General features: G+C 60.0%; 27 protein-coding genes. 17 read left to right on the top strand and 10 right to left on the bottom strand.

What is annotated here, in order from left to right:
• Nucleotides 1–87: 87 nt before the first annotated feature.
• The 8 genes from FG13_RS11090 to FG13_RS11055 all read left to right on the top strand — a co-directional run bounded on the left by FG13_RS11090 (nucleotide 88) and on the right by FG13_RS11055 (nucleotide 6946).
• Entirely contained in the window at nucleotides 88–1899 is a 1812-nt protein-coding gene (locus tag FG13_RS11090; RefSeq protein ID WP_035827900.1) for a terminase ATPase subunit family protein, read from the top strand.
• Nucleotides 1896–2966, top strand: coding sequence for a phage portal protein (locus FG13_RS11085; RefSeq protein WP_035820852.1), 1071 nt, complete (start codon nucleotides 1896–1898; stop codon nucleotides 2964–2966). Before FG13_RS11090 ends, FG13_RS11085 begins: the two co-directional genes overlap by 4 nt.
• Nucleotides 2963–3178 carry a hypothetical protein gene (locus tag FG13_RS11080; protein ID WP_035820850.1) on the top strand — a complete coding sequence of 72 codons (216 nt, stop codon included), beginning with the start codon at nucleotides 2963–2965 and terminating at the stop codon, nucleotides 3176–3178. Before FG13_RS11085 ends, FG13_RS11080 begins: the two co-directional genes overlap by 4 nt.
• A 327-nt stretch (nucleotides 3179–3505) precedes the next feature.
• Complete coding sequence (locus FG13_RS30035; protein WP_152598745.1) at nucleotides 3506–4021, top strand: hypothetical protein; 516 nt, start codon at nucleotides 3506–3508, stop codon at nucleotides 4019–4021.
• Nucleotides 4022–4031: 10 nt separating this feature from the next.
• Nucleotides 4032–4673: an SOS response-associated peptidase gene (locus tag FG13_RS11070; RefSeq protein WP_035820845.1), complete on the top strand. Its 642-nt coding sequence runs from the start codon at nucleotides 4032–4034 to the stop codon at nucleotides 4671–4673.
• Between the two features lie 124 nt (nucleotides 4674–4797).
• Nucleotides 4798–5535, top strand: coding sequence for an HNH endonuclease (locus FG13_RS29420; RefSeq protein ID WP_081922533.1), 738 nt, complete (start codon nucleotides 4798–4800; stop codon nucleotides 5533–5535).
• 149 nt (nucleotides 5536–5684) lie between these two features.
• A complete protein-coding gene (locus tag FG13_RS11060) occupies nucleotides 5685–6035 on the top strand; it encodes a hypothetical protein (RefSeq protein WP_152598744.1) in 351 nt (116 codons plus the stop codon).
• A 770-nt stretch (nucleotides 6036–6805) separates the two neighbouring features.
• Nucleotides 6806–6946: a hypothetical protein gene (locus tag FG13_RS11055; RefSeq protein WP_235211718.1), complete on the top strand. Its 141-nt coding sequence runs from the start codon at nucleotides 6806–6808 to the stop codon at nucleotides 6944–6946.
• 170 nt (nucleotides 6947–7116) lie between these two features.
• Here FG13_RS11055 and FG13_RS30030 read toward each other — a convergent pair whose 3' ends face one another.
• Complete coding sequence (locus FG13_RS30030; RefSeq protein WP_152598743.1) at nucleotides 7117–7443, bottom strand: hypothetical protein; 327 nt, start codon at nucleotides 7441–7443, stop codon at nucleotides 7117–7119.
• Between the two features lie 61 nt (nucleotides 7444–7504).
• On the opposite strand from FG13_RS30030, the gene FG13_RS29415 reads away from it, so the two are divergent.
• The 4 genes from FG13_RS29415 (at nucleotide 7505) to FG13_RS30440 (ending at nucleotide 9624) form a co-directional block, all read left to right on the top strand.
• Nucleotides 7505–8309 (top strand): IS5 family transposase gene (locus tag FG13_RS29415; protein ID WP_235211717.1). Its coding sequence is split into 2 segments (ribosomal slippage): nucleotides 7505–7840 and nucleotides 7842–8309, totalling 804 coding nucleotides; the frame shifts between segments, so codons are not numbered across the junction.
• A gap of 57 nt (nucleotides 8310–8366) precedes the next feature.
• Complete coding sequence (locus tag FG13_RS11040; protein ID WP_035820839.1) at nucleotides 8367–8648, top strand: hypothetical protein; 282 nt, start codon at nucleotides 8367–8369, stop codon at nucleotides 8646–8648.
• 348 nt (nucleotides 8649–8996) lie between these two features.
• Nucleotides 8997–9188, top strand: a complete 192-nt coding sequence (locus FG13_RS30920; protein ID WP_235211716.1) for a hypothetical protein — start codon at nucleotides 8997–8999, stop codon at nucleotides 9186–9188.
• A 232-nt stretch (nucleotides 9189–9420) separates the two neighbouring features.
• The gene (locus FG13_RS30440; protein WP_051958909.1) at nucleotides 9421–9624 is read left to right on the top strand and encodes a hypothetical protein; all 204 of its coding nucleotides are present in this window, start codon (nucleotides 9421–9423) and stop codon (nucleotides 9622–9624) included.
• Nucleotides 9625–10005: 381 nt separating this feature from the next.
• On the opposite strand, the gene FG13_RS30020 is transcribed toward FG13_RS30440, so the two are convergent.
• The 6 genes from FG13_RS30020 to FG13_RS30010 all read right to left on the bottom strand — a co-directional run bounded on the left by FG13_RS30020 (nucleotide 10006) and on the right by FG13_RS30010 (nucleotide 12592).
• Nucleotides 10006–10464, bottom strand: a complete 459-nt coding sequence (locus FG13_RS30020; RefSeq protein ID WP_152598741.1) for a hypothetical protein — start codon at nucleotides 10462–10464, stop codon at nucleotides 10006–10008.
• Nucleotides 10461–11243, bottom strand: a complete 783-nt coding sequence (locus FG13_RS30015; RefSeq protein ID WP_152598740.1) for a hypothetical protein — start codon at nucleotides 11241–11243, stop codon at nucleotides 10461–10463. The genes FG13_RS30020 and FG13_RS30015 overlap by 4 nt, the downstream gene beginning before the upstream one ends.
• Nucleotides 11244–11391: 148 nt before the next feature.
• Complete coding sequence (locus tag FG13_RS28935; RefSeq protein ID WP_152598739.1) at nucleotides 11392–11691, bottom strand: hypothetical protein; 300 nt, start codon at nucleotides 11689–11691, stop codon at nucleotides 11392–11394.
• 18 nt (nucleotides 11692–11709) lie between these two features.
• Complete coding sequence (locus FG13_RS28930; protein ID WP_051958904.1) at nucleotides 11710–12216, bottom strand: tyrosine-type recombinase/integrase; 507 nt, start codon at nucleotides 12214–12216, stop codon at nucleotides 11710–11712.
• Between the two features lie 5 nt (nucleotides 12217–12221).
• On the bottom strand, nucleotides 12222–12365 hold the full coding sequence (locus FG13_RS30435; protein ID WP_161784175.1) for a hypothetical protein: 144 nt from the start codon (nucleotides 12363–12365) through the stop codon (nucleotides 12222–12224).
• Complete coding sequence (locus FG13_RS30010) at nucleotides 12362–12592, bottom strand: hypothetical protein (RefSeq protein WP_152598738.1); 231 nt, start codon at nucleotides 12590–12592, stop codon at nucleotides 12362–12364. Before FG13_RS30010 ends, FG13_RS30435 begins: the two co-directional genes overlap by 4 nt.
• 97 nt (nucleotides 12593–12689) lie before the next feature.
• Here FG13_RS30010 and FG13_RS11015 point away from each other — a divergent pair, with 97 nt between their 5' ends.
• Genes FG13_RS11015 through FG13_RS11005 form a run of 3 tightly spaced genes read left to right on the top strand, consistent with a single transcriptional unit; the run spans nucleotide 12690 to nucleotide 18534 of the window.
• A complete protein-coding gene (locus tag FG13_RS11015; protein WP_327062294.1) occupies nucleotides 12690–13856 on the top strand; it encodes an efflux RND transporter periplasmic adaptor subunit in 1167 nt (388 codons plus the stop codon).
• The gene (locus FG13_RS11010; RefSeq protein WP_035820832.1) at nucleotides 13856–17044 is read left to right on the top strand and encodes an efflux RND transporter permease subunit; all 3189 of its coding nucleotides are present in this window, start codon (nucleotides 13856–13858) and stop codon (nucleotides 17042–17044) included. The genes FG13_RS11015 and FG13_RS11010 overlap by 1 nt, the downstream gene beginning before the upstream one ends.
• Nucleotides 17041–18534, top strand: coding sequence for an efflux transporter outer membrane subunit (locus FG13_RS11005; protein WP_035820829.1), 1494 nt, complete (start codon nucleotides 17041–17043; stop codon nucleotides 18532–18534). Before FG13_RS11010 ends, FG13_RS11005 begins: the two co-directional genes overlap by 4 nt.
• 22 nt (nucleotides 18535–18556) lie before the next feature.
• On the opposite strand, the gene FG13_RS11000 is transcribed toward FG13_RS11005, so the two are convergent.
• From FG13_RS11000 to FG13_RS10990, 3 genes are read right to left on the bottom strand one after another with little or no spacing between them, the layout of a single operon-like run.
• On the bottom strand, nucleotides 18557–19396 hold the full coding sequence (locus FG13_RS11000; protein ID WP_035820827.1) for an MBL fold metallo-hydrolase: 840 nt from the start codon (nucleotides 19394–19396) through the stop codon (nucleotides 18557–18559).
• Between the two features lie 21 nt (nucleotides 19397–19417).
• Nucleotides 19418–19744, bottom strand: coding sequence for a hypothetical protein (locus FG13_RS10995; RefSeq protein ID WP_035820825.1), 327 nt, complete (start codon nucleotides 19742–19744; stop codon nucleotides 19418–19420).
• A 7-nt stretch (nucleotides 19745–19751) separates the two neighbouring features.
• The gene (locus tag FG13_RS10990; RefSeq protein WP_035820823.1) at nucleotides 19752–20297 is read right to left on the bottom strand and encodes a hypothetical protein; all 546 of its coding nucleotides are present in this window, start codon (nucleotides 20295–20297) and stop codon (nucleotides 19752–19754) included.
• Between the two features lie 158 nt (nucleotides 20298–20455).
• Here FG13_RS10990 and FG13_RS10985 point away from each other — a divergent pair, with 158 nt between their 5' ends.
• Both FG13_RS10985 and FG13_RS10980 read left to right on the top strand, forming a co-directional pair.
• Nucleotides 20456–21364: a LysR substrate-binding domain-containing protein gene (locus tag FG13_RS10985; RefSeq protein ID WP_035820821.1), complete on the top strand. Its 909-nt coding sequence runs from the start codon at nucleotides 20456–20458 to the stop codon at nucleotides 21362–21364.
• A gap of 188 nt (nucleotides 21365–21552) precedes the next feature.
• On the top strand, nucleotides 21553–23565 hold the full coding sequence (locus FG13_RS10980; protein WP_035820818.1) for a S9 family peptidase: 2013 nt from the start codon (nucleotides 21553–21555) through the stop codon (nucleotides 23563–23565).
• Nucleotides 23566–23591 lie beyond the last annotated feature (26 nt).

Here is a 23591-nt window from a genome sequence, read left to right as displayed (position 1 = left end):
CTGCGATTCAATGCGGTGCGGGTTGCTATGGGCCATAGCGACTTTTGCCTTTCCCCGCTCCGCGCGCGCGCGGCCTACGCTGGCGGCATGCTGACAATCGAGAAAATAAGCGAACAAACCCCCGACGAGAAAATCGCCGAACTGGCCGTGCCCGAATCCGAGCCGCGCCGTGCCGCGCGCGCCCTGTATTGGAAGGGCTGGCGTATTTCGTCCATCGCCCGCCACCTGGGGATCAAGCGCAGCACCATCAATAGCTGGAAAGAGCGTGACGAATGGGACAAGGCGCAGGCCATCGAGCACGTCGAGGCGTCGGCCGAGCTGCGCCTGGTGAAATTGATCGAAAAGGAGGTCAAGAGCGGCAGCGATTACAAGGAAATCGATCTGCTGGCGCGCACCATCGTGCAGATGGCGCGCGTGCGCCGCTACGAGCAGCCGGGCGGCAACGAGGTCGATCTCAACCCCAAGCTGGCGAACCGCAATGCGGGGCCGAAGAAAAAGCCGACGCGCAACGACTTCAGCGACGAGCAGCGCATTCAGCTGCTTGACGCCTTCCAAGACTCGCTGTTCGATTACCAGAAAGTTTGGTATCGCAACGGCGATCAGCGCACGCGCGCCATCCTCAAGTCCCGCCAGATCGGCGCCACCTGGTACTTCGCGCGCGAGGCGCTGGCCGACGCCATGGAAACCGGGCGGAACCAGATTTTCCTGTCCGCATCGAAGTCGCAGGCGCACGTCTTCAAGCAATACATCGTGCAATTCGCGCGCGAGGCGGCCGGCATCGAGCTGACGGGCGATCCCATCGTGCTGCCGAACGGCGCCCATCTGTATTTCCTGGGCACCAATGCGCGCACGGCACAGGGCTACCACGGTAATTTCTACTTCGATGAATTCTTTTGGACACAGAACTTCCAGGAGCTGAACAAGGTGGCCTCGGGCATGGCCATTCACAAGAAATGGCGCAAGACGTATTTTTCAACGCCATCCTCGACCACGCACCAGGCTTACCCCTTCTGGACGGGTGAGCTGTTCAACAAGCGCCGCGCCAAGGCCGACCAGGTGAATATCGATGTGAGTCATGGGCGCCTGTCGTCGGGCTTCACGGGCGAGGACAAGATCTGGCGCCAGATCGTCACCATCCTGGACGCCGAGCGCGGCGGCTGCAACCTGTTCGACATCGATGAGCTGCGCAACTTCGAATACAGCCCCGACCAGTTCGACAACCTGCTGATGTGCAACTTTATCGACGACTCGGCCTCGGTGTTCCCGCTGGCCGAGATGCAGCGCTGCATGGTCGATTCCTGGGTCGAATGGGACGACTACAAGCCTTTGCTGGGCCTGCGCCCGTTCGGCAACCGGCCCGTGTGGATCGGCTATGACCCGGCCTTGAACGGCGACAGCGCCGGCTGCGTCGTGCTGGCGCCGCCCATGACGGCCGGCGGCAAGTTCCGCATCCTGGAGCGCCACCAGTGGCGCGGGCAGAGCTTTGAGGATCACGCCGACTCCATCCGTCAGATGACCCAGCGTTACAACGTCGAATATATCGGCATCGATACCACGGGCATGGGTATCGGCGTGCTGCCGATCGTGCGCGGCTTCTTCCCCGCTGTGACGGCCCTGAACTACTCGCCCGAAGTCAAAACCCGCATGGTCTTGAAGGCCAAAAACATCATCAGCAAGGGGCGGCTGGAGTTTGACGCCGGCTGGAACGACATCGCGCAGTCCTTCATGGCCATCCACAAAACCCTCACCCCCAGTGGGCGGCACGTGACCTATGTCGCCGGCCGCAGCGATGAAACCGGTCACGCCGATCTGGCGTGGGCCTGCATGCACGCCCTCGATCATGAGCCATTCGAAGGCACCACCGACAACCACCAATCTTTCATGGAGATTTATTCTTGAGCAAAGCACGACACTTGCGCGCGCACGGCCAGCAGGCCCAGGGCGCACCATCAACAGCGGCCACGTCCACGGCGCCGGCCGCCGCCGGCATCGAGGCGTTTTCCTTCGGCGACCCCACGCCCGTGCTCGAGCACGCCGACATTCTCGACTGTTTCGAATGCTGGAAGAACGGGCATTGGTATGAGCCGCCCGTCAACCTGGCGGGCCTGGCCAAGTCCTTCAATGCCGGCGTGCACCACAGCAGCGCCATCCACTTCAAGGCCAACGTCCTGGCGTCTACCCTGATTCCCAGCAAGTATTTGTCGCGCGACGCCTTCAAACGCATGGCCCTGGACTTCCTGACGTTCGGCAATGCCTACCTGGAAGACCGACCCAGCCGCAGCGGCAAGGCGCTGGCGTACCAGCATGCCCTGGCCAAATACATGCGACGCGGCGTCGATCTGGATACCTACTTTTTCGTGAACGGCTACCAGGCCGTGCATGAATTCGACAAGGGCCGCGTGTTCCACCTGATGGAACCGGACGTGAACCAGGAGCTGTACGGCGTGCCGCAGTACCTGAGCGCCCTGCAATCGGCCTGGCTCAACGAGGCGGCTACCCTGTTCCGCCGCAAGTATTACAAGAATGGCTCACACGCCGGTTTCGTGTTTTACATGACGGACGCCGCGGCGAACACGCAGGACGTGGACAACCTGCGCCAGGCCATGCGCGACAGCAAGGGGCCGGGCAACTTCCGCAACCTGTTCATGTACGCGCCCAATGGCAAGAAGGACGGCATCCAGATCTTGCCCGTGTCGGACGTGGCCGCCAAGGACGAGTTTTTCAACATCAAGAGCGTGACGCGCGACGACCAGCTGGCCGCGCACCGCGTGCCTCCCCAACTGATGGGCATCCTGCCAAACAATGCCGGCGGCTTCGGCGCCGTCGAGCCTGCCGCGCGCGTCTTCGCCCGCAATGAACTGGTGCCCCTGCAGGCGCAGTTCATGGCGATCAACGAGTGGGCTGGCGTGGAAGTGGTGCGCTTCGCCCCGTATGACCTGGCCACGGGCGGGGAGGGCGCGCAATGAGCGACCATATCGACAACACGGACAAGATCATCTTCGCAGAAGTGGCGCGCGGCCTGGCCGCCGTGCGTGGCCGGCCCGCCCTGGTGGCGCACGGCTGCTGCCACTACTGCGACGAGGCGCTGGCGCCCGCGCGGTTGTTCTGCGATGTGGACTGCCGCGACGACTACGACAAGGAACAGGCGGCGAGGACACGCGCCGGCCGCGCAGGATGACCGCCACGCCGCGATAGCCGGTAGGGCGGGGCCGCGACAGCCCAGCCGCGCCGGAGCGCCCCAGCCACCGCACAAGCCGCCCACGAGGCGGCTTTTTCACATCCCGACGAATGATGTTGCTCTTGGAGCAAGAAAAGGGCCCGTTTCGGCCCGGCGCGCGCAGTTGTCCCCCCTCCACACCTGCCCGCTATATAGGGCTCTTTTGACTCAAATTTGCGCCATGGCCGAAGGCGCATGAGGACTGGCGCGGCGGGGCGAAGAGGGGGCGTGCGATTTGACGCATTTTGACGCACTTTAAGCGCTTTTTTGTGCGGGTGGTGTTGCAACGTGGGAACGGTGTTGTTTTCGCGCTGCGCCGCGCCCTGGCGCGGTTCTAGCCCATGGATTGGTGTCCATATTCTGAGCATCATTCATCTTCATGCCTCTGCATCATTGTCGGATATTGCGACCTCAAGAACTCTTGATATACTGTATGTACATACAGTATTTTATTCAGGTGTCACGATGATTGTTAAAATGTTAAAGATGCGCCTTTCTGGCGTGGAGGTGCCCAAGCGACGGTTACATGATCGCTACAATTCGGCACAGCCCGGCAAGTTGGAAGTCGTTGAAACCACAGATCAAGGCTTGCACCGTTTGGTGAAGCTGGCCCGCTTCACTCACGAAGGGAGTGGGAGTTACGTTGACACACTGTTCGATGTGAATTTGCTCTGGTATCGGGATGGGCGCATGGTGTTGTCAGGGTTTGAGCGCAGCAAAGTAGGTATGCAATTTTGCGACTATGCGCAGTCCTGGCTGTGTTTTGTCGGGACGGAACCGCCGCCAATGCCGGAAGGCAGGTAGAATAATTTGCATGTGCGCCGACTATACCCCCAGCCGTAGCGATCAAATCGAACAGCATTTTGCTGTCCGCTCCCCTCAATTTGACCTGCCGCCGGAAGCGTGGCCTGGCTACATGGCGCCGATTATTCGCGCCTCGCACGACGTGCCCGGTGACCTGGAAGTCGCGCCGGCATGTTTCGGGATGGTGCCGCATTGGGCCGATATGAAGCTGGCGCGTCAGACCTACAACGCCCGTACCGAAACCGTGGCGCAGAAGCCGTCCTTCCGCAATGCCTGGAAACGCAAACAGTTCTGCATTATCCCTGCCGATAACTTCTTTGAACCCTGCTACGAGACTGGAAAGCCGGTGCGCTGGCGCATCGAGCGCGCCGATGGTATGCCGGCCGCCATTGCCGGGATATGGGAATTCCGGCCGCAAGACTTGCTGCTGTCGTTCTCGATGCTGACGATAAACGCCGATGGATACCCGCTCATGCAGCGTTTCCACAAACCGGATGATGAAAAGCGGATGGTGATGATCCTCGACCCGGGCCAGTATCAAGGCTGGCTCGATGGCTCACTTGTGAGTGAAGCGGATTTGTTCCAGCAATATCCAGCAGAACGCCTGGTGGCTGTAGCTGATCCACTTCCGCCCAGAGCAAAGGCAAAATGAAGCGCAGATTGGGTTTTGTTAAAAAAGTAAGTGCGTGTTCGTTGCCTATCGCAGAATATTAGAGATGGCCTACTGAGTTTCACTTATATCTCAGGTCATTACAGCTCGGTATATCGGGAGGGAAATGATGAAGATTACTGAGGAACAGGTGTCAGCAGCTTACCAAGTAGCAAAAAAAGTGTTTGATGGTCATATGAAGGCGACTTATGGAGGGAAAGTTCTTTCTTCGGAACACGGCCTAAACGACACCACGGCAAATGATTTCATAGTTGACTACAAGTGCTTGTTAGAAGGTAGGGTGTTTTATCGGGCTATGAGTGCGTCAGCGATGCGTTACTTCATGGAGCAGATTTTCGCAGAGAATGATGAGCATTGTAAGGTAAATGCCATTACTGCTCTGCGAGGTCATATAGCGTACTATGAAAATCACTACAAGACCCGGATGCACTTAATGCGAGAGGTCGCTAATTATTTCGATGCGCTTATGCAAAGACCCAAGACTATTGTTGAGGTTGAAGCTGAGTTCGCCGTTGCTGTCGAACGATCTTTGCGTGGTTCGTCAAGAGATCGATTGCGACGTCTCGCAAATGCAGGAAGGAAACCCACTTCAATCGTTGTTCAGTCAACAGTCTTTGTCAGAAATCCGGATGTTGTCGCCGAAAGGTTACTACGAGCTGGTGGACGATGCGAATCATGTCTGGCTGAAGCGCCTTTCATGCGCGCCAAAGATGGTACACCATACCTGGAAGTTCATCATAAGGTGCGGCTAGCTGCCGGTGGTGATGATTCGATAGAGAACACTGTTGCACTTTGTCCCAACTGCCATCGAAGGTTCCATCATGGGGCAGCCACTACGATGTAGCACGCTTGCCTGATACTGCTTTCTGGTGTCGCATAATGGGGAGCCCGCTTCCAGGATCTCCAACGCATCAGCCCGTGTCTGAATGGCGGACCTGATCCTCGCGTCCACGTCGCGGCGTTCGCCAGACAATGGCGGGAGGGGCAAACGGAGTGGATCAATTCGGTGCGCAAACGATCACAGGGGGGGATATGCGAGATGGATACGAAGAGTTCGGGGCTGGCTGGCTTCTCATCGTTGGTGTTATAGGGTTTGTTTTGGGGTTCCTGCTTACTAAAATGAAAGTCTTAAATGACTGCAACGCAAGCAAATTTGCAACGGTGTCATCGGGCATACTTGCCGTGCTTATGGCGCTGTCTGCTGACGGTGTAGCGACTGGCTTTATAGGTTGGATGGGACGAGTTGCAATCTTCGTTTTAATGTGGTTTGCTGGCGGTATTGTGTTTACTCTCGGTGTCTTGTTGGGACGGGAAAAAGCAGACTCCCAATCCAAGGGTAAATAATGTTGGTTTGCGAGCGGAATTGATCCGGTCGATCTGACCCTCCCTCCATGTCCTCGCGAACGCTGTAACCCTGTCGTAAGATCCCTGGAACCCCAATTCTTTTAGGTGCCCATGGATTTTCTTTAGCGTGTGTCGCTGCTTGCGCGATTACGCTTCTTCCGTTTGAGCATTGCCGAAAGTTGGCCAGCGTATTGATCGATGGCGCCCTGCTGCTATTGCACCCATGTATATTCCAGCGTGGTGCCATTGCGTTTTGGGACGGGTACGCAAGATATCTTGTATCGATGTCTGAGTGTAGGTAGTTGTGTAGGTACGGTTTTCATATTCTCTGTGAAAATCGCATGAAAACTAACTATTCGCATTACACCGCTTCAACGGATTTTTCCGGAAGTGAACATGGGATTCGTGAGGCCGGAAGTGGCGAAAAAATAGGTGCGAAAATGTATAATTTTCGAAGACAGAACGCCGAAACATGCGGGTTTGAGTACCCATCGAAAAGTACTGTATATTATACGACTCACCCCCTATATGTAGCATCCATGCGGGTTCCGGCTAAGTATCATCGAGCATGGGGTGCATGGGGTCGGAAGTTCGAATCTTCTCGCCCCGACCATTAGATTCAAGGAATTAGGCCACTCTTCGGAGTGGCCTTTTTCTTTTCTGGAGTTTTTTACCCCTACAATTACCCCTACAGTTCTACGGATTCACATTACCCCTCGCGGTATCGCCTGAACCTGTTCGACATCATCGACAAGCGGTACCGGGCGCTGATGCCGACCATCCTGCTGACCAATCAGGGTAATAGTGGCTTGAAGGCGTTCCTGGGCGATCGCAGCTTTGACCGACTGTGCGAGGGCGGCCATTGGGTGATTTTCGAATGGGAATCGTATCGCGGGCGGGTTGCTGCATGAGCTTCCACCTATTCCGGACCGGCAAGGCCAAGAATTACCACTATCGCTTCCAGATCGCCGGCGCGCGCGTGCAACGCAGCACCTGTGAGAGCTGCTAGGCGAAAGCCAATGCGGCGGCGCAGCGCGCGTATGACGAGGCGCTTACGCATCTTCATGATTATCATCAGTCATCAGTTGATGGCAAAACCGTCCTGCGTGTAGGGCTGTCTGCGGCAGGAACGGTAAATACCGGCGGCAACGACTATGCAGAGTACATTTTTAAGCGTGAAGGGTGTGGTGTAGTCGCACCTGGCCAAATAGTCGGTATCAACGCCGACAATAAAGTCACCGACAAGTGGGCCGATGCCGTTATGTTCTCGATCAAATCGATGGCGCCGTCGTTCGTGGGCGGTGCTTCCTGGGCCGTCGATGCCGGGCTGCAGCCATCCCCACAGGCGCGGCCCCAGCTCAGCCCGTTCGTCGCGAAGACTTAGAACGCCTAACAAAACCTCACCCATAGAAACAAACGGCCCCGAAGCTGGTCAAACTCACTTGACATCGTTTTTGGGAGCCGATCACATGGCCAAAGCACTTCTTCCTGATGACCTGTGGGCGCTGATCCAGCCTTTACTGCCAGTACATCATCCTTCCCCAAAGGGAGGACGCCCTCGCATTGACGACCGCGCCGCCTTGACCGGTATCCTGTTCGTCCTCAAGACAGGCTTGCCCTGGGAATATCTTCCTCGTGAATTGGGCTGTGGCAGCGGCATGAGTTGCTGGCGGCGCCTGCATGCATGGCAACAGGCTGGTGTGTGGGAACGCATCCACGAAGCCATGCTGCACCACTTGCGGGAATACGATCAGATTCAATGGGAACGCGCCAGTGTCGACTCGGCCAGCGTGCCATCCCCCCCTCGGCGGACAGCATACCGGCCCCAATCCCACCGACCGCGGCAAGCTCGGATGCAAGCACCATCTGCTCGTCGACCAACGCGGACTGCCTCTGGTGGCGAGCATATCGGGGGCTCAGGTACATGATTCCCGGATGCTGATCCCGCTGCTCGAAACTGTCCCATCCGTATCCGGGCTAGCGGGCCGGCCACGCAAACGTCCGGCCAAACTGCACGCCGACAAGGCATATGCTTCGCGTGCCCATCGGGCCTGGTTGCGCAGCCGTGGCATCGCTCCACGTATAGCCCGCTACGGCATCGAGTCGCGCGAACGCCTGGGTAAATGGCGCTGGGTGGTCGAACGCACACTCGGTTGGCTCCACCGTTTCCGCCGGTTGCGTATCCGCTACGAGCGCCGAACCGATATCCACCAAGCATTCCTCTCGCTTGCCTGCATACTCATCTGCTGGCGATATATTCAGAGGTTTTGTTAGGTGTTCTTAGTTGCGCAGCAGGCAATTCCCCACACTGACCCACCGGAATTTGAGGAGATGGTTGCCGAACCCGGCGACACCGATGACGCGTGGGCCGCAAAGCAGGCCGCCTACACTGCCGCGCTGGCCGCCCACAGCATCGCCGTGCTGCAGGACGCCGAGGCCATGGCCGCCTTCGACGCGGCGCTGGAAGTCGAGCGCCAGAAGGTGGACCGCATCGCCATCGCAGGCCGCGTGCCGGTCAACGTGCAGGACGGCGCCGGCATCAAGGGCATTCCCGTGCACGAGGATGACCTCAGCATGAAGCAGTACTTTCGCGCGGTTGGCCGCGTGATTTAGATTGAACCCGACGGCAGGGCCTATGTGATGGTCAAGGTCGTGTAGCAAATCAGCATCCCACCACAAACCCGCTTCGGCGGGTTTTTTCATTTCTACCACCTGAAAGGCATTACATGGCCATCGAAACGACCGCAGCCGGCGGCGCACTGATAAAAATTTTTGGCATCCCGGTTCTTGCCGGCGCTGTCGTAACCTCACTGAGATTCATGTTCATGTGGCCAAAAACTGGCAAGGAAGCGGGCGTACGCTTCTTCGTCACTATTTTGTTTTCGGCCCTGATGGGCCCGGCCCTGGTGGTGGTCGTGCGCAACTGGATGCCGGGCCTGTTCGACAGCGCGCGCCGTCGCCGTGCTGTACGGCAGCGACCCGGCGCTGGGCTTCCTGTTCATTGCCGCGCCGCTGATGGTGGCCGCCGGCTTGCCTGCCTGGTGTTTGTTGGACGCCACAGTGCGCTGGTTCGACAAGCGCCGCGACAAGGACATCGGTGAGCTGGCGCGCGACGCGGCCGCCGTCGTCAAGGATGTGAGGGGTGGCCTGTGAGCCTGAACCCACATTTCAGCCTGGCCGAGCTGGTCGCCTCGCAGGTGGCCACTCGCAAAGGCATCGACAATACGCCGGCGGCGGCCGGCGGCGGCCGTCGTCGCCAACCTCACGCGCCTGGCCGCGCTGCTCGAGTATGTGCGCGCGCTGGTCGGTGCGCCCATCGCCATTCCCAGCGGGTACCGCTCGCCGGCACTGAAAAGCTGTGGGCGGGGCCGGTAATAGTGCTCACGTGCAGGGCCTGGCCGCCGATATCAGCACGGCCAAGCTGGTGGCCAGCTCCACCGGCACCGGCTGGTGGCTGGTCGCCAGCGACCGGGATGCCGCGCGCGCGGCGCTGGCGAAAGAACAGAGCGGAAGCGCCATATTGCGAGCGTCAATCGGCGAGCAAAACCGCGCCATCGATGGTATGGCCAAGGCAACCTTGGCGGCGTAAGAGCGCGGCGATGCGGCGCAGGCGGCGGCCGCTGCCAAGGGCAAGAAGTATGACGCCGCCTTGGTGCAGATCGCTAGCGCGCGCCACGACCTGCGACGAGGCTATGCCGGCCGACAGGCTGCTGCTGGAGGGGGTGCGTGAAATGGCTGCTTGCATTGGTTCTGGCCGGCTGCGGCAGCGCCCCGAAGTTCCCGTCTTTACACCATGTGTAAAGACGATGCCAAAGCCGCCGGCCTACGAATTCGATAAGCTGGAGCCAACTGCAACGGATGGCGAGATCGTTTTAGCGCTAGCGAGAGATTGGCCACGCAGCCGGAAATACGAGGCGGAACTTGAAGCTTTAGTTGCTGGCTGTCCTCAAAAATCGTTGACAACCCCAATCTAGATTTTTCTTATGGCAAGAGCGCTTGGCTTGAATATGCCGCCTACGGTAGTTAACCAATCCGATCGATCTTTTTCTGTGCCTACAAAATTTAAAATTGTATGCAGCAACATGGAGTGGTGTAATTTTACTTCAGCAGAGCAAATGGTAGCTAGTACAACTCCATCATCTACAATTTCACGCAATGAAGAAGAAAAACGAATATTATAGATTGTATCAAACCTAACCACATCATAATTCAGATCCTCTCGATCTCCCGTGAGGCGGCTCTCGGCTATGTAGTCTTTTGATATAAAGAAAATTGAATTTAGAGTTGGGGTATCTGATCCAATTTCCATGGAAGGGATGCAAAATAGTATATCTTGTTCAAAAATAGATTCCATTTTATTCTTAATTTCGTCGAAATGGTCCTCGTCTATATATTGAAGTGAAATGGATTTTAGTTTTTGAAAATTCATTTTTTTTCCTTGCTTGCTTGTATGTCTCGAAGTTGAACTAAAAGCCCATCTGCTAAATGAACCATGTGCCCCAGTTGGTTGGCAATAAATCTGGGATCGCTAGGATCCCATTGCCACTCTTGAGCATCAGAGGACTTGCCACGAGTTAATTCGTACAGGCCGTGAGATGCATCCCACATTTTTGTGGCCATATCTGACGCTATCTGAATTTCTGCCTTAACTTTAATGGGAATGGCGGCGCCTGAAACCCGAAGAAATGCATCAATTTCAATATTAATATGTTGAGCGTAATAACCTTCAATTTTCCCCTGCCTCTCAAGAGTGGCAGAAATGTTTTCGCTCTTTGCTAGATCCATTAGTTTTTTTGCAATATAGTCTACACCGTCAATGTAATTGCAGCGAATTCGAGTGCGTACCAGATCACCTAGCATCGGAACAGGGAAGGCGCCTGAGAAAAGATCGGTGGCATCACGTTTTGCAAAAAACTTTCGCGAAATTTTATCTTTAATGCTTTCGCAGGACTTTGGGACAAATACTGGTAAAGATACTTGACTAAGGAGTCGCGCTCTGGTTCGTGCTACATATTCAGTCTGCCACTTAGGTAATTCTCGACTGGCAGCTGTCCAAAGAGGATTTGAGGATGCTTCAGTTGCCCATTGAAAAATATTTGATTCGATAATTTTCCAATAGCCAGATTCAAGTGTTAGGGGAAATTTTTCACCCGTCGCATCCATCCAATTTTTTTCTGTATTAGTATTATTAGTATTTTGCGTGGTCATATTTTCGGCGTCCTGCAATCACTAGCTTTAATTTCCCACGTTTCAAGGAGCGTGAATTATCCTACTATTATGCCGCGTCAGTCGAAATTGGTATACTAATTGATAGTTTTTCTAAGGATTATGTTTCCTTAGGATTCATGGCAGGGCGTTAGCCTGCAATCAGAGCTTTAAAATTTTCTCCCAGCGCTGCCCATGCTGCCCGTTTCTCGTTCGAATAGTCATGCAGCATGTAATGCCGGCGCACCTTGCTGCCCGGCAGCACATGGTTCTGGCAGCGGTCAATCAGTTCAAGCGAAATTCCCAGTGCTTGCATCATCGTCGCGCCCGTCCGACGCAGGTCGTGCGGCGTCCAGGTGCCATGCTTCCCGCCTGCCAGCACAAGCGTGTTGTCGCTGCGCCGATTCTTCAACGGCGCGCGCGGCGTGCCATCCTTGTTCTTCTTGAACATAGACTGGCGGTCGCCCACCTACTTGCTGATCGACTTGCCCTCGATGTTGGCTTCATTGTTCCGGGCCGGGAGGCACCAGGCGCTGTGACTAGTGTGCGCGTGCAGCTGCTGAAACTGGTCCAGTGCGAACGCTGACAGGTAAACGGTCAGGTCGGCCACGTTATCCTTGTCGTTTTCCTTCGGTATGGACCAGATGCCGGCGGCCAGGTCGACGTGCTCCCAGCGCGCCATGGCCGTCTCGCCGACCCGGCACAACGTCGACAGCATGATCCAGATCGCGCGCTTGGTGGTTGCTTCCAGTGGCTGAGACACGATGCGCTTATTCGGCGCTGCATCGTAGTCTGTATGCATCCTGGTGATGATGGCGTGCAACTCTTGGATCTCGTCGACCGACAGGATCCGGTCGCGCATGTTGTCGAGGTCGTAATCTGGGCTGACGATCTTCTCGATCTCGATCAGCTCCATAGGATCGCCGTTGACCAGCAGCTTGCGCCAGGGCTGCCGCTTGCGGGCCCAAGCAAACATTTGCGTCAGGCCGTTGCCTTGATGCCCTGCGCCTGCCTGCGGCGCAGGTCGATGGCCACATTGTGATTGATGGCGCGACGCTGGGCCGGTTGCAGCTTGGCCAGCAGGGCGCTGGCCCAAGTTGCCAAAGTGTGCAGGTTGCCGCTCATGGCGTTGCCTCGGGCGTGCGCCATTCGGGCAGAAGCATTTCGTCGGCATACAGTTTCCAGAACTCGTCCGTGTAGGCCGGCATGTGCTGTATCTCGGCCACGCGCTCGGTCAGGTCCAGCGGTCGGGGGATCTCGCTGCAGGTCGGGAAGGCAGCGGCCATACGCGCCAGGGAAATATCGACACGGTGCGCACCACCGCACCGCTCCGGCACAACCCTCATATTCATAAAAAAGCTTGACCTTCCAAGTGTGTCAGGTCGGATAAAGGCAATGGGAGTTGTTTCAGCTCAAAAAACCATGTCGACTCCAGTCGCGAAAGGCACAATGATGAAAGTCACACCAATAATTCTGATCCCCGCGGTGCTGGTCACCGCGCTTGCCGTCAGCGGATGCAAGCAGACGGCAGCGCCTGCCGCTGCGGCCAAGCCGCCCGGCGTTCCCGTTGCCGAAGTGGTCGTTCGCCAGGCAACACCGTACGTCGAGTTCAACGGCTCGCTGACCGCCGTCAAGCGGGTTGAGTTGCGCCCGCAGGTGGCTGGCTACCTGCAGGACGTGAGCGTGCCGGAAGGCCGCTTTGTCGAGAAGGGCAGCAAGCTCTTTGTGATCGATCCACGCGTGTTCCAGGCGGCGGTGCATGCCGCCACGGCGCGCCTGCGCGAGGCTGAGGCGGCATCGATGCTGGCGCAGACCGAGCATGCACGGGCCGAACAGCTGTTCGCCACGAAGATCGTCGCGCGCGACCGTCTCGACGTGGCCACCGCGGCGCTGCATGCGGGCAAGGCACAGGTCGACGCCGCCAGGGCCGCGCTTGACGCTGCGCAGCTGGAACTCGGTTTCACGCGCGTCACGGCGCCGATCAGCGGACGAGTCGGCCAAGTCCTCGTCACCGAGGGCAACTACGTCGCCAGCGGCGTGACACCCCTGACGACGATCGTTTCCGTCGATCCCCTGCACGTCTATTTCGATGTCGATGAGCGCACCTATTTGCGCTCGCTCGCCGCCGGCCGCGCCAGCGCCACCGCGCGTGGGGCGCAGGCGGCCAAGGTCATGGTGGCGCTGGCCACGGACAAGACATATGTACGTCCCGGCCGTGTCGATTTCCTTGCCAACGCCGCGGACCGCGGCACGGGTACGGTGCGCGTCCGCGCCGTGGTCGACAACCCCGATGGCAAACTGACGCCCGGCCTGTTTGCCAAGGTCAGGCTGGAGACGGGGGCGCAGCAAGCCAGGGTGCTGGTGTCCGATCAATCGATAGGCACGGACCAGGGGCGCCGCTATGTGCTGGTGGTCGGCAAAGGCGACAAGACGGAGTTCCGGCCCGTCGAGCTTGGCCCGATGGTCGACGGTTTGCGCGTGATCGAGCAGGGACTGCAGCCAGGCGAGCGCATCGTCGTCAAGGGCCTCGTGCGCCCTGGCATGCAGGTGACGCCGCAGCCGGCCGGCATTGATGGCACGCCCATCGCCGTGCCGAAAACATCGGGAGCCGCGTAATGTCCTTCCCACGTTTTTTCATCGACCGCCCGATCTTTGCCATCGTCCTTTCGGTCCTGATGGTGCTCGCCGGCATCGTCGCTTTCTTCCAGATGCCGCTTAGCGAATATCCTGCCGTGACGCCGCCGACCGTGCAGGTGAGCGCCGCCTATCCTGGCGCCAATCCCAAGGTGATCGCCGAAACGGTGGCGGCGCCGCTCGAGCAGGCCATCACCGGGGTCGAGGGCATGCAGTACATGTCGTCGCAATCGGCAACCGACGGTCGCATGACCTTGACCGTCACTTTCGCGCAGGGAACAAATGCCGACATGGCGCAGATCCAGGTGCAGAACCGGGTCGCGCGCGCGCTGCCGCGTTTGCCTGAAGAAGTGCAGCGCCAGGGCGTCGTCACGCAGAAAACCTCGCCGGACATCCTGATGGTGGTGCACCTGCTGTCGCCCGACAAACGCTACGATCCCCTGTACATCTCGAATTACGCCTACCTGCAGGTGCGCGACGAGCTGTCGCGCATCCCCGGCATCAGCGACGTCCTCGTGTGGGGCGCGGGCGAATACAGCATGCGGCTGTGGCTCGATCCGAACCTGATCGCCGCACGCGGCCTGACGGCCGGCGAGGTGATTGCCGCCGTGCGCGAACAGAACGTGCAGGTGGCAGCCGGTTCCGTCGGCCAGTCGCCCGATTCCAGCGCCGCCTTCCAGGTGATGGTCAACACGCTCGGACGCTTGACCGACGAGGAACAGTTCGGCGACATCATCATCCGCACGGGCGCCGAAGGCCAGGTGACGCGTTTGCGCGACGTGGCCCGCATCGAAATGGGCGCCGACGCCTATGCGCTGCGCAGCCTGCTCGACGGCGAGCCCGCCGTCGCTCTGCAGATCATTCAAAGCCCAGGCGCCAATGCGCTCGACGTAGCGCAGGCGGTACGCGACACCATGCAGCGGCTGGAGGAAAATTTCCCGGCCGGACTGAGTTCGCGCATCGCCTATGACCCGACGGTCTTTGTGCGTGCCTCGCTGGAATCGGTGGCAACGACCTTGCTCGAGGCGATCATTCTCGTCGTCATCGTGGTGGTGCTGTTCCTGCGCAACTGGCGCGCGTCGCTGATTCCCCTGATGGCGGTGCCGGTGTCGCTGATCGGCACCTTCGCCGTCATGCACCTGATGGGTTTTTCGCTTAATACCCTGTCCCTGTTCGGCCTGGTGCTGTCGATCGGCATCGTCGTCGATGACGCCATCGTGGTGGTCGAGAACGTCGAGCGCCACATCGAAAATGGCGAGGAACCCAGGCAAGCGGCAAGGCGCGCCATGGACGAGGTCACTGGTCCCATCATCGCGATCACCTCGGTGCTCGCCGCCGTGTTCATTCCGACCGCCTTCCTGAGCGGCTTGCAGGGCGAGTTCTACCGCCAGTTCGCGCTGACGATCGCCATCTCGACCATATTGTCGGCCGTCAATTCGCTCACGCTCAGCCCGGCGCTTGCCGGTATTCTGCTCAAGCCAGGCAAGGTCAAGGCCGGGGCCGGGGCCGTGCATGATCCGCGCAGCCTGCGTGGCCGGGCCGAGCGCCTGTTGCAGATGCTGGGCCGGCCGTTCCAGCGCGCGCCGGATGCCTATGGCAACACGGTGCGCAAAGTCGTCAGGGTCAGCGGCGTGGCCTTGCTCGTGTATGGCGGCCTGCTCGCGCTGACCTTCTTTGGCTTCAAGGCCGTGCCGCCGGGCTTCGTGCCGATGCAGGACAAATACTATCTGGTGGCGATCGCCCAGCTGCCCAACTCCTCATCGCTGGACCGTACCGACGCGGTCGCCAAGCAGATGTCGAAGATTGCACTGGCCGAGCCTGGCGTTGAAAGCGTCGTTGCCTTCCCCGGCTTGTCGATCAACGGCTTCGTCAACGTGCCGAACGCGGCCGTCATGTTCGTCATGCTTGATCCGTTCAAGGACCGCACGACGCCCGACCTCACGGCGAGCGCGATCGCCGCGCGCCTGCAGGCGAAATTCGCCGGCATTCCCGACGGTTTCCTGGGCGTGTTCCCGCCGCCGCCAGTGCCCGGCCTTGGCGCGACGGGCGGCTTCAAGATGCTGGTCGAGGACCGCGGCAGCGCCGGGCTCGATGCCCTGGTGCAGCAGACGCATATCCTGATGACCAAGGCAAGCGAGTCGGGACAGGTGGCCGGACTCATGACCAGCCTGGACGTCAATGCCCCGCAGCTCGAGGTCGCCATCGACCGTACCCAGGTCAAGAGCCAGGGCGTGCGCCTGGCCGACGTGTTCGAGTCGCTGCAGATCTATCTCGGGTCCCTCTACGTCAACGACTTCAACCGCTTCGGCAGAACCTACAAGGTGACGGCCCAGGCCGATGCCGAGCATCGCATGCAGGCCGAGGCCATCGGCCGCTTGCAGGTACGCAATGCGGCCGGCGACATGCTGCCCTTGTCGTCGTTTGTCACCGTCACGCCAAGTTCCGGTCCGGACCGCGTGGTTCACTACAATGGCTATCCCTCGGCCGACATCTCGGGCGGCGCGATGCCAGGCGTCAGTTCGGGGCAGGCCGTGGCGGTCATGGAACGCATTGCCAAAGAGGTGCTGCCTGAAGGCATGAGCTTTGAGTGGACGGACCTTACCTACCAGCAAAAGCTGGCCGGCGATTCGGCGCTGTTCATCTTCCCGCTGTGCGTGCTGCTCGCCTATCTGATCCTGGCCGCGCAGTACAACAGCTGGCTGCTGCCGCTGGCCGTCTTGCTGATCGTGCCGATGTGCTTGCTGAGTGCGATCATCGGCGTGTGGCTGGCGGGAGGCGACAACAACATCTTCGTGCAGATCGGACTCATCGTGCTGGTCGGATTGGCGGCCAAGAACGCCATCCTCATTGTCGAGTTCGCACGTAGCCAGGAAATGGAAGGGGCCAGCGCGCTCGACGCCGTCATCGAAGCTTGCCGGTTGCGGCTGCGGCCCATCCTGATGACCTCGCTTGCCTTCATCGCCGGCGTCGTGCCGCTGGTGTTCGCCAGTGGCGCCGGCTCCGAGATGCGCCAGGCCATGGGCATTGCGGTGTTCGCCGGCATGCTGGGCGTGACGCTGTTCGGCTTGTTCCTCACGCCCGTGTTTTATGTGGTGATGCGCGCCCTGGCGGCCCGCTTCGAGCGCCACACGCCAACTCCCAAGACCAGCATGCACAGGAGCACGACATGAATCGCCCGTATCAAACAATTGTAGTTTCATTGAGTGGGCTCACCTTGCTGGCCGGCTGCGCGGTCGGCCCCGATTATGCGCCGCCGTTGCCGCCGCCGCTGTCCGCATCGCAGTTTTCCGGCAGATTGGGCCAGAGCCACGCCGGTCTCGTGCCGGGGGCGGTCGAGGTGGAGTGGTGGCGCAGCTTCGACGACCCGGTGCTCGTCACCCTGATCCAGCGGGCGCTGGCGGCAAACCATGACGTCGGCATCGCTGCCGCCCGGCTCGCGCAGGCAAAAGCCCTGCTGCGCGAAGACAGGCAGGGCTACCTGCCACAAGGTGGCGCCGCGCTCGGGTATGAGAAGCGCCGCCTGAGCAAGGCCGAGACGCTGCCCGGCCAGCCGCGCCAGAGCGAAAGCTATCGCGGCGCCGTCGATGCTTCCTGGGAGCTCGACCTGTTCGGCCGCGTGCGGCGCTCCGTGGAGGCGGGCCAGGCGCAGGCGGGCTCGCGCGAAGCCTTGCTGCGCGGCGTGCAGGCGGGCGTGGCCGCCGCGGTGGCGGCTACCTGGTTCGAGCTGGGCGGCATCGAGGCTGAACTCGCTGTCGTTGCCAGCATCGTGCAAAGCCAGCGCGACAGCCTGGCTCTCGTTGAGCGCATGCTGAGCGCAGGCTCTGCCAGCGAGTTCGACCGCCTTCGCGCCGAGGCCTTGCTGCGCTCGGTGGAGGTGGCCGCGCCCGAACTGGAGCGCCGCCGCGCGGCCTCCGTCAACGCGCTGGCGGTCCTGCTTGGTGAAGTGCCGCAGACGTTCAGCCTTCCCGCCGCCCCGCCGGCAGGTGACGCGCTGACGCTGCGGACGATTGCCGTGGGCGACCCTGCCGGACTGCTCGCGCGGCGCGCCGATATTGCGGCGGCCGAGCGCAACCTGGCTGCCGCGACGGCCCGCATCGGGGTGGAGACGGCTGGCCTGTATCCCGACGTCCAGGTAACGGGTTCCATCGGACTCGTCGCGGGCAGCCTCGATGCCATGGGCGACGCTGGAATGCAGTCGAGCTTGCTCGGCCCCGTCATCCGCTGGAATCTGCTCGATACGGGGCGCGTGCGCGCCCGCATCGCCGCCAGCGAGGCACGCACCCGGGAGGCCCTGCTTGTCTATGACCAGACCGTTCTGCGCGCACTGCAGGAAACGGACGATGCCTTCAAAGCCCATGGCGCGGCAGGCAGCACGCTTGGGCTGCGGCTGATGGAGGCGGCGGCAAATCGCGAGGCTGCGCATCTTGCCAGGCTACAGTTTTCCGCAGGCGCAGGCCTCTACCTGGAGGTGCTCGAAGCGGAACGGGCCGACTTTGCCAGCCGGCGCGCGCTGGCCGTCGCGCGCACCAACCAGCGCCTTGCCGTTGTCAGCATCTACAAGGCGCTGGGCGGCGGCTGGGAGATCTGCGCGCAGGCAAGCCACGACTGTGATGGCGCCGGGTGGCTTCCGCGGACGACGCAACTCGCCGGCAGGCCGTGACCTGACTGCGCGCGGGCAGCCGCTAGGCTTCGTAGACTATCCTGTAGAGATTGCCTTTGCGCCGGATGTGTGCGAAGCCGAGTTCGCCAAGGTGCATGCCGGCGATGAGGATGTTGTCGGCGCTGACCACATCGAGCAGTGTCGAGCGTGTTTCGGCCGACAGCAGGGGATCCTGATCGAAGGCAATGGATACGTCGGGGCGCGCAATCTGGATTTGGGGGAAATGCACAATATCCCCCCAAATCAACAGACTGCGGCTAGCGGAATCGATGCGATAACCGGAATGGCCTGCGGTATGCCCGGGAAGGGGCATGGCACTAATGCCCGGGAGAACTTCGTTTTCAGTGAACAAGCGCATCTTTTCCCGGTACTTTTCAAACACCTTCCGGGCAAACAGGAAGTTGCCGCGAGCGCGATCACTTGCCCGGCTGAGATTGCCATCGTCTTCCCAGAAAGCAACCTCGTGCTGGTGGACCAGCAACTGCGCATCGGGAAAGGCGGCTTCTCCTGACGCATCAAGCAGCCCGCCGACATGATCGGGATGCGCATGCGTCAGCAGTATCGTATCGATGTCCGAGGCTTGTACGCCAGCCAGCGCAAGATTGACTTTCAGCTTGCCGCCCCATTGCTTGAATCCCCCCGCACCCGCATCAATCAGGATTGTGCGGCCACGGCCGCGCACCAGATAGCAGTTGATATGGATGGAAGAGGGATCGCTCACACCTGCGTCTTGCTGCAGTTTTGACGCATCCATCGAGTCTATATTGGAGAGCAAATCCAGACTGGCTGACAGGTATCCGTCACTGATGGCCGTGAGCGAAAACTCGCCTATCTGCTGGCTGGGAAATGGTATGTGATCCATTGCTGTATTCCTCAATAATAATCAATTGCGTGCATGAATGGCCGGGGCCGTATAGCCAAAACAGCGGATGCGTGCAGCAAGGCCGGTATTTGCTTTGATGACGCCCTCCAGCCTTTCCATGAACACATCCATGACCGCTTTCGTCCTGAACGGTACAAGCCGGTATTGGATTTCCGCATAGGCCGGATTCCCCCGGCCATGACGGACGCCAACATAGATGATGTGCACGTTCTCCAGCGCAGCTTCAAGCATCCCTGTGCAGAGTTCGGTACATTGGTCGGTGAGTTCCCCCAGATTTGCATCTGGCGGCATCCTTTCGTCTGGTATGAAAATCGTCACGTTGGGCATGTGGGCTCTACCGCGAAATTTGATGAGCGATGTCACTGCCATTCGTCAACTGACCGGTCATGGGCGCATACAGATGGACGCCCTCGGGAAGCTGTTCCATGCCGGGGCCAGTGGCACGCCCCATCTTCGCCACCCATCGATGTTCAGGGAACCTTTCCAACGCGACAGCCTGCATCCGACAAGGAGCGAGGCCCAGGTCGATGAGCGGCTCCGGGCCGATCGCACTCGTCACCAAATAGTCGTCTTCGCCGATGGCCGGGGCGCGGTCAAGGCCGGCATACAGATTGCGGTGCCAGTCGCTGATGTGCTGCTGCCAGCGCGCGAAATTGCCGCCGCCTTTCTGGCGATACTCCTCTCCCTGGAGCACATCGAAACTGTCGATCGTATGCATGGCGAGGTAGACAGGGCAACCGGCGCTCAAGGCCTTGAAGCGCTGCGAGGTATGGAAGCCGCTCACCGAAATGAGCGCGGGTAGCTTTTCCAGGCTATAGAAGTTATTCCACTCTGCTTCACTGGCGGGATCGGCAAAGCTGCATTCGACTGTATATATCATGAGATCACTCGCGACCGGACGCTTTGCGCGCCGGCCTTCCTTGTTGATGTTCAGTCATTGTGTGCCCTGAATTTCGCCGTATAAATCGATTTTTTGGTATCCTTCCATGATTAAAAATCAAGGTGAGCCGCTAACCTGGCTCTGAGTCAGGAACTCTCATGCGCCGCAAGATCCCCAGCAACGCCGCACTGATGGCCTTCGAGGCCGCCGCCCGCCATGGCAGTTTCGCCCGGGCGGCGGCGGAGTTGTCACTGACGGAAGGGGCCATCAGCCGGCAGATTGGCCGGCTGGAAGCCTTTCTCGGCGTCACCTTGTTTGAAAGAGTCGGCAATCGCGTGCGGCTGTTGCCGAACGGGGAGCGCTATGCGGCGCAGGTGCGCGAGTCGCTCGACCGGCTGGAGCGGGACAGCCAGTACCTGATGGGACAGCCAGTCGATGGTGCCAGCCTCGACATTGCCGTCATCCCGACATTCGCGATGCGGTGGCTGATTCCCCGCTTGCCACAATTTCAGCAGCAGCATCCGCACATTTGCGTGCATCTTGCAGAGCGGATGGAACCCTTCGTTCTTGCCGGCAGCGGCTTCGATGCCGCCATCCATTTCGAGCATCCGGCCTGGACAGGAATGCGTACGTATCCGTTGCTGCATGAGGTGCTGGTGCCGGTTTGCCATCCCGCACTTCTGAAAGAGGGCAGAGGAGCAACGGCACTGGACGCGCTGCCGCGTCTGCACCGGCGGCAGAACCCGGATGCCTGGGAACGTTATTCCCAGGAAACCGGAGTCGCGCTGAGCAATCCTGCGACCGGTGCGCGCTACGATCTGCATGCCATGCTGATCGAGGCGGCATTGGCCGGCCTCGGCGTCGCCCTGGTGCCGCGCCTTTACGTGGAAACGGAGCTGGCGCAAGGCCGCTTGGCCGCTCCATGGCCCGATGGGAAAACCATCTCCAAGACCTTCTGCATCGTCCTTCCCGAACCTATCGGCTTGAGCGGAAAACCGGTCCAGGCATTGACGCAATGGATACTGGACGAGGCGAAGAATACAACGATGGCTATGCCGCAGACCTAGCCGATCAAGCGCGGCCCAGCGTTGAGATGTTCGCCTGCGCCGCGTTCCATTCTCTCTTTCCTGCATTCCATCCCCCGATTTGCGTCCTTCATCACTGTCATCAACCTGGCGACATGGCTTTGGCCTATGATGTGCTGGCACATGCAAAATTATTATGTTTTCCTTCATCCTACAACCATGAGGTGTCCATGATTCGCTATGTCCTGCCTGTCCTGTTGTTCGCCGGCGCACTGCCAGCGCACGCCCAAGCCCCTGTCAAGGAAACGCCGCTGATCGAGCGGGCCAAGCTGTTCGGCAATCCCAGCAAGTCCGGTGGCAAGCTCAGTCCTGACGGGCGGTGGCTGTCGTGGATCGCGCCGCGCGATGGCGTGCTCAATGTGTGGGTGGCGCCGGCCAATGATCTGGCGCAGGCGCGCCCGCTGACGGAAGAAAAGGTGCGGCCCATCCGCAGCAGCTTCTGGTCGCCCGATTCGACAACCCTGCTGTTCATCCAGGACAAGGGCGGCGATGAAAACTTCCTGCTGTACGGCGTGAACGTGGCGAGCGGCAAGCAGATCAATTACACGCCGTTCGAGAAGACGCGCGTGCGGATCGTGCAAATCAGCAGCAAGGTGAAGGACCGCATCCTCGTCGGCATCAACAACCGCGATGCGCGCTGGCACGACGTGCACAGCCTGGACCTGGCCAGCGGCAAGCTGACCCTGGTGCAGCAGAACGATGGCTATGGCGGCTATGTCGCCGATGAGCTGCTCAACTTGCGCATTGCCAGCAAGGCGCGCACCGATGGCGGCATGCAGTATTTCCGCCTGAGCGATGGCAAGGTCGAGAGCACGCCGCTGGCCGAAGTGGGCCTGGAAGATGCGCAGACGACGTCGCCGCTGGGCTTTACGGTCGACGGCAAGACCCTGTACTGGACCGATTCGCGCGGCCGCAATACTTCGGCGCTGCTGGCGCAGGACGTGGCCAGCGGCAAGACCACGGTGGTGGCGCAAGACCCGCGCACGGATATCGCCGATGCGCTGTACGACATGCGCACGGGCAAGGTGCAAGCCTATACGGTCAATTATCTGCAGCAGGAATATCTGCCGCTGACGGACGAGCTGAAAGCCGACCTGGCTTTCCTGAAGAAAAATACGAAGGGCCAGTTCACGGTGACGTCGCGCACGGATGCCGACGACAAGTGGCTGGTGGCAGTTGACGCCGTCACGGCGCCGCCATCGAGCTGGCTGTACGAGCGCAAGACCAAAAAGCTCACGCGTTTATATGTGACGCGTCCGGAACTGGAAGGCGCGCCGCTGGTGCCCATGCATGCGCAGCAGATCAAGGCGCGCGACGGCCTGACCCTGGTGTCCTATCTGACCTTGCCGCAGGCGTCGAAGGCGACGGCCGGCGGCAAGGCCACGCAGGCGGTGCCGATGGTGCTGCTGGTGCACGGCGGCCCGTGGGCGCGCGACACCTATGGCTACAATGGTTATCACCAGTGGCTGGCCAACCGCGGCTACGCCGTGCTGTCGGTGAACTTCCGCGGTTCGACGGGCTTCGGCAAGCAATTCATCTCGGCCGGCGACCTGCAGTGGGGCCGCAAGATGCATGACGACTTGCTCGACGCCGTGCAATGGGCGGTGCAGAGCGGCGTGACCACGGCCGACAAGGTGGCCATCATGGGCGGCTCGTATGGCGGCTACGCCACCCTGGCCGGCATGGCGTTTACGCCGACGACGTTTGCCTGCGGCGTCGATATCGTCGGCCCGTCGAACCTGTTTACCTTGCTGCAAACCATCCCACCGTACTGGGAAGCGGGCAAGCAGCAGTTCTACAAGCGCATGGGCGACCCGACCACGGAAGAGGGCAAGGCGCTGCTCAAGGAACGTTCGCCGCTGAACTTTGCGCAGAACATCCAGCGCCCGCTGCTGATCGGCCAGGGCGCGAACGACCCGCGAGTCAACGTGGCTGAATCGGACCAGATCGTGGCGGCCATGGCGGCGAAGAATATTCCCGTCACGTATGTGCTGTTCCCGGACGAAGGCCATGGTTTTGCCCGGCCCGTCAACAACATCGCTTTCAATGCGGTGACGGAAAACTTCCTGGGACAATGCCTGTCTGGCCGCGCCGAGCCGATCGGCGCCACCCTGAAGGCGTCCACCGCGCAGGTCAAGCACGGCGCCGAGTTTGCGCCGGGGTTGAAGGAAGCGCTGCAGTAAAGGTGCTGTACAAGCGGGGCCGCCCA

Origin of the sequence: Janthinobacterium sp. RA13 (assembly GCF_000745325.1) — a bacterium.
Classification (GTDB): Bacteria; Pseudomonadota; Gammaproteobacteria; order Burkholderiales; family Burkholderiaceae_D; genus Janthinobacterium; species Janthinobacterium rivuli.
This window is presented reverse-complemented; position numbering and strand designations above follow the sequence as displayed.